At 61.3% G+C, this 16131-nt stretch carries 13 protein-coding genes and 1 riboswitch; of the genes, 5 read left to right on the forward strand and 8 right to left on the reverse strand.

Going from position 1 to position 16131, the window contains the following annotated elements:
* Positions 1–23: 23 nt before the first annotated feature.
* Positions 24–115: riboswitch (SAM riboswitch) on the reverse strand.
* A gap of 362 nt (positions 116–477) precedes the next feature.
* The gene (locus LJ738_RS10820; RefSeq protein WP_227786335.1) at positions 478–900 is read right to left on the reverse strand and encodes a DUF2147 domain-containing protein; all 423 of its coding nucleotides are present in this window, start codon (positions 898–900) and stop codon (positions 478–480) included.
* A 565-nt stretch (positions 901–1465) separates the two neighbouring features.
* On the opposite strand from LJ738_RS10820, the gene LJ738_RS10825 reads away from it, so the two are divergent.
* Both LJ738_RS10825 and LJ738_RS10830 read left to right on the forward strand, forming a co-directional pair.
* Complete coding sequence (locus LJ738_RS10825; protein ID WP_227786336.1) at positions 1466–1945, forward strand: hypothetical protein; 480 nt, start codon at positions 1466–1468, stop codon at positions 1943–1945.
* Positions 1946–2090: 145 nt separating this feature from the next.
* Positions 2091–3155 carry a chemotaxis protein CheB gene (locus LJ738_RS10830; protein ID WP_227786337.1) on the forward strand — a complete coding sequence of 355 codons (1065 nt, stop codon included), beginning with the start codon at positions 2091–2093 and terminating at the stop codon, positions 3153–3155.
* Positions 3156–3158: 3 nt separating this feature from the next.
* Here the strand turns inward: LJ738_RS10830 and LJ738_RS10835 are convergent, their stop codons facing one another.
* From LJ738_RS10835 to LJ738_RS10850, 4 genes are all read right to left on the reverse strand, one after another.
* A complete protein-coding gene (locus LJ738_RS10835; protein WP_227786338.1) occupies positions 3159–3674 on the reverse strand; it encodes a DUF4112 domain-containing protein in 516 nt (171 codons plus the stop codon).
* Positions 3675–3778: 104 nt separating this feature from the next.
* Positions 3779–4579: a sensor histidine kinase gene (locus LJ738_RS10840; protein ID WP_227786339.1), complete on the reverse strand. Its 801-nt coding sequence runs from the start codon at positions 4577–4579 to the stop codon at positions 3779–3781.
* Entirely contained in the window at positions 4558–5211 is a 654-nt protein-coding gene (locus LJ738_RS10845; protein ID WP_227786340.1) for a hypothetical protein, read from the reverse strand. Before LJ738_RS10845 ends, LJ738_RS10840 begins: the two co-directional genes overlap by 22 nt.
* A gap of 68 nt (positions 5212–5279) precedes the next feature.
* Positions 5280–6011, reverse strand: coding sequence for a hypothetical protein (locus LJ738_RS10850; RefSeq protein ID WP_227786341.1), 732 nt, complete (start codon positions 6009–6011; stop codon positions 5280–5282).
* A gap of 230 nt (positions 6012–6241) precedes the next feature.
* Here LJ738_RS10850 and LJ738_RS10855 point away from each other — a divergent pair, with 230 nt between their 5' ends.
* Positions 6242–6856, forward strand: coding sequence for a GrpB family protein (locus LJ738_RS10855; protein WP_227786342.1), 615 nt, complete (start codon positions 6242–6244; stop codon positions 6854–6856).
* A gap of 50 nt (positions 6857–6906) precedes the next feature.
* Here LJ738_RS10855 and LJ738_RS10860 read toward each other — a convergent pair whose 3' ends face one another.
* Both LJ738_RS10860 and LJ738_RS10865 read right to left on the reverse strand, forming a co-directional pair.
* A complete protein-coding gene (locus tag LJ738_RS10860) occupies positions 6907–7581 on the reverse strand; it encodes a LytR/AlgR family response regulator transcription factor (RefSeq protein ID WP_227786343.1) in 675 nt (224 codons plus the stop codon).
* 65 nt (positions 7582–7646) lie between these two features.
* Positions 7647–8717: a sensor histidine kinase gene (locus LJ738_RS10865; RefSeq protein ID WP_227786344.1), complete on the reverse strand. Its 1071-nt coding sequence runs from the start codon at positions 8715–8717 to the stop codon at positions 7647–7649.
* A gap of 430 nt (positions 8718–9147) precedes the next feature.
* On the opposite strand from LJ738_RS10865, the gene LJ738_RS10870 reads away from it, so the two are divergent.
* Together LJ738_RS10870 and LJ738_RS10875 are read left to right on the forward strand one after the other, a co-directional pair.
* On the forward strand, positions 9148–10059 hold the full coding sequence (locus LJ738_RS10870) for an ABC transporter ATP-binding protein (RefSeq protein ID WP_227786345.1): 912 nt from the start codon (positions 9148–9150) through the stop codon (positions 10057–10059).
* Positions 10056–13697: a M1 family aminopeptidase gene (locus LJ738_RS10875; protein ID WP_227786346.1), complete on the forward strand. Its 3642-nt coding sequence runs from the start codon at positions 10056–10058 to the stop codon at positions 13695–13697. Before LJ738_RS10870 ends, LJ738_RS10875 begins: the two co-directional genes overlap by 4 nt.
* On the opposite strand, the gene LJ738_RS10880 is transcribed toward LJ738_RS10875, so the two are convergent.
* Positions 13675–16101 (reverse strand): ABC transporter permease, encoded by a 2427-nt coding sequence (locus LJ738_RS10880; RefSeq protein ID WP_227786347.1) that lies wholly within the window; start codon positions 16099–16101, stop codon positions 13675–13677. The two genes, LJ738_RS10875 and LJ738_RS10880, sit on opposite strands and share 23 nt — an antisense overlap.
* Positions 16102–16131: the final 30 nt, after the last annotated feature.

Raw genomic sequence — 16131 nt, forward strand, 5'->3', positions numbered from 1 at the left:
TTGGAAACGCGCACGGCTACTTGTTTTTATATGGTCAGGAATTGGCACCGTTCTGCGTTAGCAGGGGGTTGCCGGCGTTTCGTCGAGCCTGTCTCTCCGCGCCTCTGTATAAAAACAATCCTTCATAAGTGAGGAATTGATGCTGACAATAAGGGGACTATTTTTTGTAAAACCAAAAAAACTTGTTTTTGAGATTGGCCACTTAGTCTAATTCTGCTCGAATGGCGCATCAGTAACGGCCCGGGACATCTCCGGATTTCACCATTCTGAGTTTAAGCGAAAAGGGCGGAGGTAACAGGTAAAAGGGCTATTAAGCGTTCTGAAAGACGTTTTTGCTAATATTCGTGTGTCTTTTGCTATGTCCTTAATGCACTGCTTGATTACGGGCTGGCCTTGCTCAATTACCTAAATTGGGCTGACTGAAAAATACCGGAATTGTTTTTAGGCCCCGGCCCGCTGAATAAGCAGAGCTCGCTTTTAGGGCAGCCGTGACCACACCACCGTGCGCCCAAATAGGGGAATCCCTACATATCCCCGGACTACCAGCGTATTAGCATCTCGCAGCCTTAGGGTGGCAGCATAGGTCTTGCCGTTGGTAGGGTCGTAAATGGTGCCACCCTGCCAGGTTCCCTTGCCGTCGAAGCGGAAGCCTTGCAGGATGACCGTGCCCAGCAAGGCGCGCTGCCTCAGCTTCGGGTTGGGATTCTCCGTGTCGAGGCGTGGGGGAGTCGTGGGGCCCACCACTTTGCCATAAAAATGGCCCTGAGCCGCATAAATCTCCAGCACGCCCCGCTTATCCGCGGGCTGCCAGCGGCCGGTAATGGCAGTGGGTGCCGGCTCCTGTGCCCCACCAGTCAGCCCAAGGAGCAGCGGTAGCAGGAATAAGAACAGCCAGTTCATGCACTCTCGACAAGGATAAAAAAGCAGAGGTTCCAGGGCCGTGGCGCGCTGCTTGTCTGATTTTGCCTGGTGCGGAGCAGGAGGGAGGTGTTACGGGCTGCATAGCTGCGGCCTAGTCCCGGCTGCACAATGAAAGCTCACACGGTAAAACCTCTAAAGGGCAAGAATTGAGCTGGTTTGCTAACCTAATGGTATCGCCACGTCCATTTAGGGGCGCAGTTGCTCGGTTAGGGATAGGTGCCGCAATCTGATAAGGCACACCCATGGGGTGTATTCCTGACTTGGGATGGAGCTGGGCAATCTGTATTTCCGCTCTCCAGGGCTTCAAGCCAAGGGCCGACTAGCTGCAAAAAGGAGGAAAGGCGCCGGCCAGCCCAGAAGGCTTGAAAATTTTCTCGCTGATTATCAGTCAATAATTCAAAGCAACAGCGGGAAAAAATAAATTTTTACACCCACTACCTTGCTTTGCAAAGTACCTAGCATACATTTGTATTGTTCGTCACCCAGTACTATACGTAACCGTAAGGCCTGGTTTTTTCACTCCACCCTACTTTTTTCTGTAATCATGAAACGTCCCAACACCTCCCGCAGCGAGCAGCCTCTGGCCGCCGCACAATCTTCCACTCGTGCCCGTTCTTTTATGGCAGCACCGCATTTCCGCGCCGCTCTGCTCGGTGGGCTGGCTTTGTTGGGCAGCGCCGGCACGGCCCTGGCCCAAGACGCTCCCAGCGTGAAAGCCAAGCAGCCCGATGCAGCCAGCCTGTGGGTAACGATTGAGAACCCCGCTAAAAAAGCGATGCAGATGCAGGTTATCAATCTGGATAGCTACAACAGCTTGATAAACGAGGTCAATCACCGCCCTTCGAATGGCTACCACTTGAGCTTCCGCAAAGTGCCGGCTGGCCGCTACGCCGTGCTGCTGCGCGTGGGCCGCGAGCGGTACCGCTACACCGTGCAGGTGAAAGCCCAGCCGCAAACCATTATCTCAGTGAATGAATTAGCTCCCGCTACGGCAGCGCCGTCGATAGCCGCCATTTCCCGGTAAACACCAATGGGGTCTGGTGGGGCTGACTGGTCAGCCTTTGCTTCTACTGCCGGCCCTGGGCGAAGGCTGCTTTGCCGAGGGCCGGTAGACCGGAGGGGTGGGTTTTGCGTACGCTTAGAAACACAAGGGCATTTTTAAGCACGCCATGACAGCTCCACTTGCCGGCAAGAACGGAAAACACCACCGCGACATTGTGGTAATTGGAGCCTCCTCGGGCGGTGTCTCGGCGCTGCTGGAGCTGGTCAAAACCCTGCCGGCCGACTTCCCGGCGCCCATTTTTGTGGTACAGCACGTGGCGCCCGACTCTCCCAGCATCCTGCCGCAGCTGCTCAGCTCGGTATCGGCCCTGCCGGCGCGACACCCGCAGAACGGCGAAACCGTGGAGCCCGGCGTGATTTACGTGGCCCGGCCCGACCACCACCTGCTGCTGGAAGGCAATAAGGTGCTCGTGACGCGGGGCCCGAAGGAAAACCGGTTCCGGCCGTCTATCGATGCGCTGTTTCGTTCGGCCGCGTACACCTACGGCCCGCGCGTGATTGGCGTGGTGCTCACGGGCTACCTCGACGACGGCACTTCCGGCCTCTGGAGCGTGCAGCGCATGGGTGGGCTGGCCATCGTGCAGGACCCGGCCGATGCGCAGTCGCCGGCCATGCCCACCAACGCGCTAGAGTTTGTCAAAGCCGACTACGTCGTGCCGCTCGCGGAGCTGGGCTCGCTGCTGGTGCGCCTCACCCTGCAGGCCGCTCCTGCCAAAACCCACCTCCCGGCCGCTGAGCTGGACCTGCTCCAGGTGGAGCTGACCATTGCCAAGCAGGGCGGCGGGTTCGAGCTGGGCATCATCGAGAAGGGCAAGCTCACGCCCTTCACCTGCCCCGACTGCCACGGCGCGCTCACCCAGCTTATCGAAGGCAAGCTGATTCGCTACCGCTGCCACACCGGCCACGCCTACTCTTTGAGTGCGTTGCTAGGCGAGGTCACGGCCTCGGTAGAAAGCATGCTTTACCAGTCCATGCGCGGGCTGGAGGAAACCAAAATGCTCCTGCAAAGCCTCGGCCAGCACTTTTTGCAAGACAAACAGGATGACGTAGCCCAGCTGTTTTTCCATAAAGCCGACGAAACCGGCCGGCAAGCCCGGGTGGTGTACGAGTCCATCCTGCATCACGAATCCCTCAGCGGGGACCTGCAGTTTCAGAAAAAGAAGTTGGGCTAAAAACTACGTGCCCAGCACCGGATGCGCCGCAAAGTAGTGCCATATCCAGCTCAACAAAGCAACACTGCCCCAGGCCACTAGGCCCAACACCACCAGAAAGGCCAGCACCAGCACCGCCACCAGACCTTTGCCGCTGCCGCGGTGCCGGCCTTCGGCGTAGTGGCTACGCAGCAGGGCTACGTTGCGCTCGTTGCTTTTATAAGCGAAGTCGAACAGGTTGCCCAAAACCGGGACGGCGCCCACTACGGTGTCGAGCAAGATGTTGAGCGTCATGCGCACCACCACCGCGCCGCTGGCACCGTGGCGCAGCATGGTGAGCAGCAAGGCCACCGACACGGCCGTCGACGAAAGGTCGCCCAGAATGGGCACCAAGCCCAGCAGCGGGTCGAGGCCAAAGCGGAACCGGGTGCCGGGCAGCCGAAACTGGCTATCCATCAAATGAGCAATGCGCTCCACCCAACGCAGCCGCTCATCGGCGTCGAAGGGGCTGGAGACGGGCAGGCGAGAAGGCTGTGGCATGGGCTAGAGGAGGTGGTAAGGCCCTATACGCCCCACCACGCAGAAAGGACACCTAACCCAGCAAGGCGTACCTGGCGGGGTAGTGCGAGTGCTGACTGTCAGGCTTAAGGATGGGCCAGTTTGATTCTGGTGCGGGTGCCGAGGCCAGGCGCCGAATGCTGCTCCAGTTCCGCGCCCAGCATCTCGACCCGCACGCCGATGCTGCGCAGGCCCATTCCCCTAGCGGCAGTGCCGTCCGGCGGGGGGCTAGTGGCAAACCCGCAGCCGTCGTCCTCCACCGAGAGCACCAGGTTCCCATCCTGCTGGCGTAGCTGGATGCGCAGGTGGGCGGCGCCGCTGGCGTGTTTGAGGGTGTTGTGCACCAGCTCCTGGCAGATGCGGTACAGGGCCAGCTCCTTAACCAGGGGCAGCGGATGGGGGTAATGCGCGTCGAAGTCGACGGCCAGGGCGTCGGTTCGGCGGCAGAGTTCGGCCAGATGGGAGAGGGCCGGGACCAGGCCCACGCGGGCCAGCTGGTCCGGGTAGAGGTTGTGCGACACGGTGCGCACGTCCTCCACGGCACTGCCCAGCACTTCGCGGGCCAGGGCCAGCATTTCGGGCGCGTCGGCGGCGTTGGGAGCGGTGCTGAGTTGGTCGACCAGCATCTTGGCCATGGCAATAGACGAAGCCACGTCGTCGTGCAAGTCGCGGCCGATGCGTTCGCGCTCGGCCTCCTGCGCCGCGATTACGGCCGTGAGCAGGTGGTGCTGGTGGGCGGCCTCGGCTCCTCGCAGGCGCAGCTGCTGCCGCATCAGGCGCTGCTGGTAAGTCACAACGAAGCCCACGAACGCCGCCGCCAGCAGCAGCATCAGCCCAATGCCACCCAGCAGCAGCGTGCCGAAAGTTACCTCTGCGGGCGCATCCATAGGGCGCGGCCATAGCCGAGGTACAGCACAACGATGAGCATGGCGTGTATTGTCCACATTACCAGGCTTAATTGCAGGGAGTAGTGCGCCAGCATGTAGTTGCTGAACAGCGCAATCAGGAACTTGCCCAATGCGTACAGCAGCAGCCCCGTCGACACCCAGAACATGGGCGCCTGGCTCAACCGCGGCACCTGCAGCTCGTTGAGCAGCTTGCGGAAGTACAGCCCCGCCAGCAGCATCATTCCCAGACTCTCGAGCACCATGACCCCGGTTTTGAATCGGGTAAATTCGGGCGCCAGCGCTACAGTGAATCCGGCGTAGAGCACAAATGCGCCGAACAACCAAGGCCGCAGCCGCGAGAAAGTAGCCGAGTCCAGGGCCCAGGCGTAGACCAACGATAGCAGCCACAGCTCGCCTGCTGCATCAATCGGCGCAAGCAATAGGTTAGAGCCCTTCCAGTCGTGGAGCACCTTTGCGCAAACTTCAATAGTCAGCCCAAACCACACCAGCCCCACCAGGTAGCGAAGCCCCGAGGGCAGCTGCCGGTAGCGCGCCAACCCCAGCAGCCCCACTGCCAGCAGGATTATCCTCGAAAGTTGCCCGGTCCAAACCAACCAAAAGGAGGCGTCCATATGTGAAGGCTACGATGCGTGTGGGAAGAAAAGCCCCGAGTGAGGCAGTGAGAAATGTTCCGAGGAACTTAAGAACCGGGAGGAATGGGGGTAGCCAAGTCGTATTCCGGGTCCAGCTCCCCGTCCTCGGCCTGGAGGCCAGCCAGGCGTACCATGAGCCCAAAAGTGGCGGTGAACACCTCGCCCGACGGGCCGGGGCCATAATGCGTGTGCAGGCCCAGTTCAAGCAGTAGGCGCTGGTCGCCCAGCTTGTCCAGCACCAGCAGCGGCTTCATGAAATCGCTGAGCTCAAAGTTGTAGCCCCGCAGCGGGCCGTAGTGGCTGCTGAAGAGCTGGGCCGTGAGCGGGAAGCGCGCCACATCGGCCCACTGGGTGGCCCAGTGCGCTGCCAGCACATTGGCGATTTCCATTCTTAGCGGGGGCGCGTCCTGGGCCGGGTCCTTGCGCGGTTTCCAGAACGGCTCGGCCAGGTAGTAGGAGGTAAGGCGCGTATCGAGGGCATCGGTGGCGAAAAGCGCGACCGAGAAATGCGGCCGTTTGTGCTCATCGGGCACCATCAGGAAACGAGCCTTGATGGTGCGCACGCCCACCGCCGAGAGCAATTCGGCTATGCACTTTACCGGAAAACTCACCGCCGACACGCGCAGGTCGCCGTGAGGGGCACGGAAGCTGGCGGTAAGCTCGGCGCCGTCGGCCGCGCCGCTAATGCGCAGCCACTCGGCAGCGTACTGGTCAAACAGTTCCTGGCCGATGATGCCCTCAGCAACAAGCTGGGGGCCGGCGGAAAGCACGTGGCTCATTAGATTAAGTTGACGATAATTGGTAAAGCTTGCAGCCAGCTCAGGCCACAGCATTCCAACAAAGCTAATCTTTATAGTCTCATAATGCTATAGCATAGCAGGTTGGTGCCGTTGCACAGGAGGTAACCGAGTTGGGGTAGCAACTGCCGCACCCGGCTACGGCTAACAACCTAGAAAGAACAGTTTATAGGCCGTCGGGCCGTTTCTTCGCATCGACTGCAATGCTTGCCATGACTGAACCGCTGACTTTTGAACGCTCGCGGCCGGTGGTGCTGGTGCCCCACCAGCCTGCTTGGGCCACCGAGTTCACCGCCCTTGCCCGGCGCCTGCAGGCCCTGGCGGGGCCTGAGCTACTGGCCATCGACCACATTGGCTCCACGGCTGTGCCGGGCCTGGTAGCCAAGGATGTGCTTGATGTACAGCTGCGCGTGGCGCAGTGGGCCGATGCCGCGATATTGGTGCAACGGCTTCGGGCCGTGGGGTTTCGGCAGGGCCTGCAGTGGGAGTACGACCTTTTTCATGGCTTGCCGGCGCGCTCCGTAGAGGTGCGCAAGCTGTACCTGCGCGAGCCTGAGGGCGAGCGGCGCATGCACCTGCATCTGCGGGAAGCCGGCCGTTTCAATGCCCGGTTTGCGCTGCTGTTTCGCGACTACCTCCGTGCCCATGGCCCCGCCCGGGAAGAATACGGGCTGCTGAAACAACGCGCCGCCGCAGTCTTTCCCGACAGCATCGATGGCTACTTGTTTTTAAAAGAACCCGTGTTTCACTTGCTCTACCACGCGGCCGAGCTGTGGGCTGAAAAAGTGGGCTGGCAACCTGATTCCGTGGTCGACCAAATCAGCTAGTCAACACCTTACTTGGTATTCAGGCAAAGGTGCAAAGGTCATTTCGCTGCTTACGTCAGCGGCCATTCCTGGGAGTAGGAGGCGGCTACCGGCACGTAGTGGCCTTGTATGCGCACCTGATGGCGTTCGATGGTGTCGATTTTGTCTTTGGCCACCACGAAGGAGCGGTGCACGCGGGCGAACTTATTGGCCGGCAGGAGCTCCAGCGCTTCGTTTAGGGTGATGCGGGAGAGCAGGCGCTTGCCCGGCAGCACGAAGGTGACGTAGTTGCCGGCCGCTTCCAGGTAAAGAATGTCGTCGAAAACAACCTTGACCTGCTCGTACCCGGTTTTCAAAAACAGGTATTCTTTGGCGGGAGCCGCCGCGCCTTGCAGCCGGAGCAGCTCCTGCGCTTTGTTGCAGGCTTTGGCAAACCGCGCCAGCGAAAACGGCTTGAGCAGGTAGTCAACGGCATCAAGCTCAAAGCCGGTGATGGCATGCTCGGAATGGGCGGTGGTAAAAATCACCAGGGGCTTGCGCGGCAGGCTGCGCACCAGCTCCAGACCGGAGATATCGGGCATGTTGATGTCAAGCAGCAACAGGTCAACGGGTACCCGCTGCAGGTATTCGGTGGCCGCAAAAGCATCGGTGAAACAGGCCTGCAGTTCCAGAAACGGCAGTTTGGCCGCCAGGGAGCGCACTACTTCCAGGGCCAGGGGTTCGTCGTCGATGGCAATTGCCTTCATGGGTCGTGGGTGGGTTTTCCGGCGCTCGGCATTATTGCTTCAAACCTAATGCCGGGCGCCGGGCGCTACAACTGCAGTGTGAGGTGAACGAAATATTCGCCCGCGGTTTGCCGAATGACCAGCTCGTGCCGGCCCGGGTAGAGCAGGGCCAGGCGTTGCCGTACGTTTTCCAGCCCCACGCCCGAGGCCGTGGAGGCCGCATCCGGCGTGGGCTTGGCGTGGGTGCTGTTGTGCAGGTCAAAGTAGAGGGTGTTTTGGCGGCATTCCAGGGTGAGGGTAATCCAGGATTTGTGCTGCAGGCTGATGCCGTGCTTGAAGGCATTCTCCACAAACGGAATGAGCAGCATGGGCGCAATCTGCAGGTCGGTTTGCACGTCGGCCAGGGTGGTGGCAATGGTGATGTTGGGGGAGGCGGCCGTGCGCAGTTCTTGCAGGGCAATGTAGTTCTGCAGGTACTCCACTTCGCGCGCCAGCATGATGCGGGGCTGGTGGTTTTCGTGCAGCATGAAGCGCATCATGTCGCCGAGCATTTGCACGCCCTGCGCCGTGCGTTCGCTGTTTTCCTGCAGGGCCATGCCGTACAAGGTGTTGAGGGCGTTGAACAGGAAGTGCGGGTTTATCTGCGAGCGCAGAAAGTCGAGGTTGGCGGTGGTCTGGCCCAACTCAGTTTCCAGCACGGCAATTTGCTGGGTGTGCCGGGCCTGCCGTTTGTAGAGCACCCAGGAAAGCGGCCCGGTCACGACCAAGTGAAAGAACGCATTCAGCAAGCCAAAGTTGGTACTTGCATCGGGGTCCTGGGTCAGGACCAACCCCACCGTAAACAGGACCGCCGACGAGACGACCAACACCCCGACGAACCGCAGCAGGTAAGACCGAAACCCTTTCCCCTGGCTTTCCAGGCGGGGAATCAGGTAGTAAAAGCAGTAGCCATGCAACGCAAAGCCATGAATCACCAGGAGGCTGATGAAGAGCGACAACTCCCCGTGTTCCTGGTCAACGAGAATGAGCAGCAGGGTAACCAACAGGCACCCGGCTATGGCCACAATGCCATAGCGAGTGAAGCGGCTGGCCGCGGCCCAAGCGGTGGCTAAGGCCTCCCACAGCCGGCCGGACACATCTTTACTGGTATAATACATGGTGGCAGTGCCTTGGTTGGTTCATCAATTGGATTGTAGGCGCGCAAATTGACTTTGGTGTGCAGCGCCCTTCGGTAACAATGTTAGGGCGCCCAACCCGCACCCGAAACTAATTGGGCTGAGAACCCCGGAAAATGGGACGAATGCCGTTTTTCCGGGGTGGGAGCGGGGGTTGGGCTGCCGCATCGGTAGCCCAACCCAGCCCAATTTGTTGGCTCAGTAGCCACGCAATGGCTGCGGTGGCTGCCGAAGTAAGAGCGGGCCGGGCCCCGGCATTCATCCCATTTTATGGGTAGCCCATCCCATCTTATCTCGGGGTCGTCCCATTTGGTTTTGGGGCTGGAATGGGGTGCCTAACCTTGTTGCATTCCGGAGGGACAGCCCAGCAGCGTGGGCCGCTACCCGTTCCGGCCACCTACGAGGCAAAGCTGTGGAACTGACCATTCAGAATGTGTCCAAAACCTACCCCAACGGGGTGCGGGCACTGCAAAACGTTACCCTAACCATTCCCCCGGGCATGTACGGCTTGCTTGGGCCCAACGGCGCGGGCAAGTCTACGCTCATGCGCATTCTGGCCACGCTGCAGGAGCCCGACGCGGGCGAAATCCACCTGGGCAGCATCGACGTGGTGCGGCAAAAAGACCAGTTGCGCGCCACGCTCGGCTACCTGCCGCAGGAGTTTGGCGTATACCCCGGCATGCGGGCCGAAGACCTGCTCGACTACTTCGCCCTGCTCGAAGGCATCCGGGGGCGGCGGGCGCGGCGGGAAGTGGTGGCGGGGCTGCTGCGCCAAACCAACCTGTGGGAAGTGCGCCGGCAGAAACTGGGCGGCTTCTCGGGCGGGATGCGCCAGCGCTTCGGCGTGGCGGTGGCCCTGCTGGGCAACCCCCGCCTGATGATAGTAGACGAGCCCACCGCCGGCCTGGACCCCGCCGAGCGGGTGCGTTTCCTGAACCTGCTCAGCGAGTTGGGCGAGCGCAGTGTGGTGCTGCTCTCCACGCACATCGTGGAGGACGTAGCCGAGCTGTGCACGCGCATGGCCATTGTCAACAAAGGCCAGATTTTGCTGGAAGGTGAGCCGCTGCGCGAAGTAGCTGGCCTGCGGGGCCGCATCTGGCGGCGGCTGGTGGCCAAGCAGGAATTGCCGGCGCTGGCACAGGCCCACACGATTATCTCCACCAAAATGCTGGCCGGCCGCACGCTCGTGCACGTGCACAGCGACGAGCAGCCGGGGCCCGCGTTCGAGGCTGCCGAGCCCACCCTGGCCGATGTCTACTTCAGCGTGATGGCCGGTCACGGCAGCCGGGTCGCCCCTCACTTTCAACCCGAAACCGCGCTATGAAGCTCTGGGGAATCTTTCGCTTTGAGGTAGCCTACCATTGCCGCCGCGTGGCCACTTGGGTGTACCTGGCTACCTACCTGGGCCTGGCCATCGGCATTGCCCTCATTTTCGTGCAGTCCGCGCGCAAAGGTGGTTTTTACTTCAATGCGCCCATCGTCATTGCCGCCGTCACGGCCATCAGCAGCTTATTTGGGCTGCTGGTTACGGCCGCAGTAGCCGGCGACGCCGCTACCCGGGACCTGCACACCCGAATGGCGCCGCTGCACTACACCGCGCCCATCGGCAAGGCGGCCTACCTGGGTGGCCGTTTCCTGGGCGCCTGTGCCGTAAACGGGTTGTTGCTACTAGCCTCCGTGCCGCTGGGCCTTGCCATGGCCATGTACCTGCCCGGCATGGATGCCCAACTTGTGGGGCCCTTCCGCCCGGCTGCCTACCTGGGGGCCTGGCTCAACTTTGCGTTGCCCAATGTGTTTGTGGCCACGGCGCTGCTGTTTTCGCTGGCGGTGCTCAGCCGGCGTACGCTGGCGAGCTATGGCGGCGCCGTGCTGCTGTTTGTGCTGAGCAACGTGGCAAAGGAGTTTGTAGCCGGCCATCTGGGCCGCTGGGCCCTGGGCACCTACCTGGACCCGACCGGCTTCACAGGCCTGAGCGCGCTGTGGCGCAGCTGGACGCCCTCCCAAAAAAACCTTCAGCTCGTTGGGCTGGCAGGGCCGCTGCTCACCAACCGCCTCTTGTGGCTCGGCCTGGCTGCCGCTGGGCTGGGGCTGGCTTTCCTGCGCTTTCGTTTTGCGCACCACGCTTCAAACGGTGGGAGGAGCCAGCAGGCCCTCCGGCTTGCCCTGGCGGTGCCCCAAAGCAGCACTGGCCTGGAGTTGGCTGCTGCCGCGCTGGGCCCGGTAACCTGGAGCGTGCCCGTTGCTATGCCGGCCGGCAGTTTCAGCTCAATTTTCAGTGCTCACCTGTGGCAGGCCCTGGCCATTGCGCTGCGGTCCTTTCAGGCCATCCTGGCGAGCCGCAGCGCGTTGGTTTTGCCGTTGGCAGCGGTGATGATGGTGATAGCTGGCCCCGAGCTGTTGGAGGGGGAGCTTGGTACACCCAGCCTGCCCACCACGGGGCGCATCGCCATGCTGTCGGGGCATGTGGTTATCGGCATGATGGTGGCAGCCTTCACCACCCTCTTCGCGGGCCAGCTGGTGTGGCAGGAGCGCGCCGCCGGCCTGAGCGACCTGGCCGATGCCTCGCCCGTGCCGAACTGGGTTCTTTACGTGGGCAAGTTTTTGGGGCTCTTGATGTTACTGTTCGCGTTGCAAGTGGTGGTCCTGACTTCGGGAATCCTCATTCAGCTGCTCGAGGGCTACCACCATTTTGAAATTGGGCTGTACCTGCGCATCCTTTTCGGCCTCCGCCTGACGGACTACCTACTCTTTGCGGTGGTGGCCATGGTAGGGCACGTGCTGGTGCGCGACAAGTACCTGGGGCATCTGGCGGTATTCCTTGTGTATCTCTACATCACGTACGCGGGCCAGTTCGGCCTGGAGCACCACTTGCTGGTATACGGCTCGGCCCCCGGCTGGAAGTATTCCGATATGGGTGGTTTTGGGGCCTTTGCGGCGCCGTGGGTGTGGTTTAAGCTGTATTGGGCTGGCTGGGCCGTGCTTCTGGGGCTGCTCCTGATGCTGTTTTGGGTGCGGGGCCGGGAGCCGGGCCTGGGCGGCCGGATGCGGGAAGCGCGCCGCCGCTTCTCCCGCGTGCCCGCTACGGTTGCTGCGGCCTCGGCTGGTAGTATCCTGCTGCTGGGAGGGTTTGTTTTCTACAATACCAACGTGCTTAATCATTACCAGCCTACTGCCAAACGGGCTGAGCGTCAGGCTGCATACGAGCGCCGTTTCGGCCAGTACCGCAACGTGCTTCAGCCGGTTCTCACCGGCACCAAGCTCCATGTGGAGCTCTACCCCAGCCAGGGCCAGGCCACCATCAGCGGCACCTATCGCCTGGTGAACCATGGCTCAACTGCCATTGATTCCATTCACCTGGTTTCTTCACCCGATGTTCAAATAACAACTGTTCATTGCGACCGGCCGGCGCGGCTGGTACTCGCCGACGAGGAGTTTGGCTATCACATTCTGGCTCTGTATCAGCCGCTGCCACCCGGCGACACCCTGCGCCTGCACTTTGAGCTGCGCATCGGTACGCGCGGGTTTGCCAACAGCGACAGCCATCCGGCCGTGGCGCGAAATGGAACCTGGCTGGAGCAAAGCTGGCTGCCCGCCGTGGGCTACCAGCCCGGCCGCGAGCTGCCGGACGCTGCCACGCGGCGCCAGTATCGCCTGCCCACGCGCCCGGCCGTACGCTCGCTGCACGATGCCGCCGCCCGGCAGAGCCCGGTGGGGCGGGAGCAGATACGCTTCGAAGCCACCATCGGCACCGAGGAAGGCCAGACGGCGGTGGCGCCCGGCACATTGCGCCGCACCTGGCGGGAGTCGGGCCGCCGCTACTTCCACTACGCTATGGATAAGCCAATAAGGAACGTCTACGCAATCTTCTCTGGGCGCTATGCCGTGCACACGGCGCACTGGCAGCACGTCCCGATTCAAATTTTTTATCATCCCGGCCACGCCCACAATCTTAGCCGCATGGTGCGAAGTGTGCAGGCCTCGCTGGCGTATTACACCCGGCAGTTTGGCCCTTACCCATACAGCCAGCTGCGGCTGGTCGAAACACCCGGTGCCGGGAGCAGCATGCGCCTCACGGCTTATCCCGGCACCATAATGTACACGGAGGCCTTTGCCCTGGTGAGTCCCCGACAAGACCAGCGGCTGCTGGACCTGCCCTTCGCCGTGGTAGCGCACGAGGTGGCCCACCAGTGGTGGGGCCATCAGCTGGTGCCGGCCGATGTGGAAGGCGCCCCGGTGCTCACCGAAAGCCTGGCCTGGTACAGCGCGATGATGGTGGTAGAGGAAACCCATGGCCGCGAACAGTTGAGCCGGCTGCTGCACATGATGCGCCGCGAGTACCTCACGCCGCGCGAAAGCGCCGGCGTTCCGCTGCTGCGGGCCACCGACCATTTTGGCGTGTACCGCAAGGGCCCTTTTGCGATGTACGCCCTGCGCGAGTGCCTCGGCAAAGACTCTGTGAATAGTGCTCTGCGGAAATTGCTCCGGCAGTACGGCTCCGGTAAGCCACCGCTGCCGGTTTCCCTCGACTTGTACCGCGAGCTGCAAGCTGTGGCGCCCGATTCGCTCCGGGGCCTGCTGCACGACCTTTTCGCCGCCAATACTTTCTGGGAGCTCAAGGCCAGCACGGCCCGGGCGGTGCCGGCAGGAGCGGGGCCGTGGCAGGTCACGCTCACCATCAAGGCGCAAAAGGTGACTGTAGACAGCCTGGGCACCGAAACCCCGGTTTCGATGCACGACCTGGTGGAAGTGGGGCTGTACGCCGCCGGCCCGGAAGGGGAGTTGGGCAAGCCGCTGTACCTGCGCCGGCACCAAATCCGCGCCGGCACCCAGACCCTGACGGTGCGAGTGCCGGCGCGGCCCGCCAGCGCCGGGATAGACCCGCGCCGGCTGCTGATAGACCGGAACGTAGACGACAACTTGGTGGAGGTAAGCCAGCCAGCTACTCCGCCCTTAAGTTATTGACCGGGTTGGCAGTAGCGGCCCGCACGGCCTGGTAGCCCACCGTGAGGAATGCCACCACGGCCGCAATAAACCCGGCGGCCAGAAAGGCCCACAGCGGCATGTCGATGCGGTAGGCGAAGTCCTGCAGCCAGCGGCTCATGGCCAGCCAGGCGGCGGGGAAGGCGATGACGGCGGCCACCAGCACCAGCACCATAAATTCCTTCGACAAAAGCGACACGATGTTGCCCACGCTCGCGCCCAGTACTTTCCGGATGCCGATTTCTTTTTTGCGACGCTCGGCCGCGTAGGTAGCCAGGCCAAACAGCCCCAGGCAGCCCACAAAAATGGCAATGCCCGTGAATAGCCAGAGCAAGGACTTGAGCTTGTCTTCGGCCTTGTACATGTCGTCGAAGTTTTGGTCCAGAAACTTGTACTCGATGGGACTATCGGGGCTGAACTTGGCCCACACCTGCTTCACGCCGTCCACGGAGCTGCCGAGGTTTTCGCCCTTGAGTTTCACGGCTACTTTCCAGTAGGCGCCGGGGAATATCTGCAGCACGGCCGGCTCCAGTTTGTCGTAGAGGCTCTTGTAGTGGAAGTCTTTCACCACACCGATAATCTGCCCCACTTTGAGCGAATCGGGGTTCCGGTCGCTCCATACTTTCCACTGCACTTTTTTCCCGAGCGCTTGCTGCGGCGTGCCAAAGCCGAATTCTTTCACGGCCGTTTCGTTGAGGATGAAGGCGTGGTCTTTGTCGGTGGTCTGCTCTTTCGAAAAATCGCGGCCCGCCACCAGCTGCAGGCCCAGGGTTTTGATGTAGTCGAAGTCCACCATCAGCTGCGTAGACGGATGCTCTTTCATCTCGCCGTTGGTGGGTATCATAATGCCGTCGCCGGCCACCTGGTCGCCCGGGAAGCCGTAGCCGATGCTCACCGAGGCCACGCCGGGCACTTGAGCCAGCTCGTTTTTGAAGGCGTCGTAGTGCTTGTTCATGTTGTCGCCGCGCATGGGAAAGAACATGATTTGGTCGCGGTTGAAGCCCAGGTCCTTGTTGTGCAGGAAGCTCACCTGCTTGAAGACCACAAAGGCGCAGATAATAAGGAACACCGACAACGCAAACTGCACCACTATCAGCCCGTGGCGCAGCCACTGCACCCGCCCAAAAATGCCGTCCGTGACCACGGCGCTTTTCAGCACCTTCACCGGCTGGAAGCTCGACAGCACCAGCGCCGGGTAGAAGCCCGCCACCAGCCCCACCACCAGCGTCAGGGCCACCAATAGGCCCAGCAGCGCCGGGTTGCGGAGCAAGTCAAACGTCATCGTTTTGCCGGTGAAGGCATTCAGCGACGGCAGCAGCAGCGCCGTGAGCACCACGGCCAGCACCACGCTCACCAGCGTGAGCAGCACCGTCTCGCTCAGAAACTGCCCCATCAGCTGCTGGCGGCTGGCCCCGATGGTCTTGCGGATACCCACTTCCTTGGCCCGCTGCATCGACTTGGCGGTGGCCAGATTCACGAAGTTGAACCCGGCAATGAGCAGGATAAACGCCGCGATAAAACTCAGGGCCTTCACGTAGGTGATGTTGCCCTTCACCGACAAATCGTACTTGAAGGTGGATGAATACAAGTGGATGGCGTGCAACGGCTGCAAAAAGGGCTTGTCGTTCATCTCCCCGTCCTTCAGCGTTGGCGTCACCTTCTCCGCGATGTAGCGCTGCAGCTTGGCCTCGGTCTGCTTGGCGTCGGTGCCGGGGCGCAGCTTCACGTACGTGAAAAACTGGTGCCACCCCCAGTTTTTCATGCGCTTGGCCGGGAGTTGCGCCGCCGAAAGTGGGATGAGGTAATTGATTTTCAGGTGGAATTTCGACAAGTCGTTGCGCAGCACCCCTTTTACGATGAAGGGCGATTTGCCTATTTTTATCTCTTTGCCCACGGGGTTTTCGTTGCCGAAAAAGCTCTTGGCCACGTCCTCCCCCAACACCACCGACGTGGGCGCATCCAGCGCCCCGGCCGCCGTGCCGTACTTGAAAGCCAGCGGAAACACCCCGAAAAAGGTAGAATCCACAATCTGCCCGCCTTCGAAGTAGATTTTCTTGTCGCCGACTTCCAGCAGGTTGGTGGTCGACTGCATCAGAATGCGCATCGTTTGCTCCACTTCGGGAAACTCCTGCTTGAGCGTGGTGGCGTACGCCGGCGACACCGGGGCGTAGGTATCCGGCATTTCCTTGTTGGTTTGCTCGGTATACACGCGGTATACCCGGTCGCCGTCGGGCACAAACTTGTCGAACTGCAGTTCGTCGTACACAAACAGCCCAATCAGCAGGCAGGCCGTGAGGCCAAGGGCCAGGCCGGCAATGTTGAGAAAGGAAAAGCCTTTGTGCCGGACGAGGTTCCGGTAGGCAACGAGGAAATAGTTCTTAAACATGGCGGGAGGCGGTAAGCGCAAAAAAAAGGG

The sequence above is a fragment of the Hymenobacter plasmatis genome (assembly GCF_020711255.1).
In the GTDB taxonomy this organism is placed as follows: domain Bacteria; phylum Bacteroidota; class Bacteroidia; order Cytophagales; family Hymenobacteraceae; genus Hymenobacter.

What these genes read in the sequence shown, in the direction of transcription:
- LJ738_RS10865 (WP_227786344.1), bottom strand. Translation starts at nt 8,717, where the DNA reads ATGTATTATACCAGTAAAGATGTGTCCGGCCGGCTGTGGGAGGCCTTA.
- LJ738_RS10835 (WP_227786338.1), bottom strand. Translation starts at nt 3,674, where the DNA reads ATGCCACAGCCTTCTCGCCTGCCCGTCTCCAGCCCCTTCGACGCCGAT.
- LJ738_RS10855 (WP_227786342.1), top strand. Translation starts at nt 6,242, where the DNA reads ATGACTGAACCGCTGACTTTTGAACGCTCGCGGCCGGTGGTGCTGGTG.
- LJ738_RS10845 (WP_227786340.1), bottom strand. Translation starts at nt 5,211, where the DNA reads ATGGACGCCTCCTTTTGGTTGGTTTGGACCGGGCAACTTTCGAGGATA.
- LJ738_RS10820 (WP_227786335.1), bottom strand. Translation starts at nt 900, where the DNA reads ATGAACTGGCTGTTCTTATTCCTGCTACCGCTGCTCCTTGGGCTGACT.
- LJ738_RS10825 (WP_227786336.1), top strand. Translation starts at nt 1,466, where the DNA reads ATGAAACGTCCCAACACCTCCCGCAGCGAGCAGCCTCTGGCCGCCGCA.
- LJ738_RS10860 (WP_227786343.1), bottom strand. Translation starts at nt 7,581, where the DNA reads ATGAAGGCAATTGCCATCGACGACGAACCCCTGGCCCTGGAAGTAGTG.
- LJ738_RS10875 (WP_227786346.1), top strand. Translation starts at nt 10,056, where the DNA reads ATGAAGCTCTGGGGAATCTTTCGCTTTGAGGTAGCCTACCATTGCCGC.
- LJ738_RS10830 (WP_227786337.1), top strand. Translation starts at nt 2,091, where the DNA reads ATGACAGCTCCACTTGCCGGCAAGAACGGAAAACACCACCGCGACATT.
- LJ738_RS10840 (WP_227786339.1), bottom strand. Translation starts at nt 4,579, where the DNA reads ATGGATGCGCCCGCAGAGGTAACTTTCGGCACGCTGCTGCTGGGTGGC.
- LJ738_RS10880 (WP_227786347.1), bottom strand. Translation starts at nt 16,101, where the DNA reads ATGTTTAAGAACTATTTCCTCGTTGCCTACCGGAACCTCGTCCGGCAC.
- LJ738_RS10850 (WP_227786341.1), bottom strand. Translation starts at nt 6,011, where the DNA reads ATGAGCCACGTGCTTTCCGCCGGCCCCCAGCTTGTTGCTGAGGGCATC.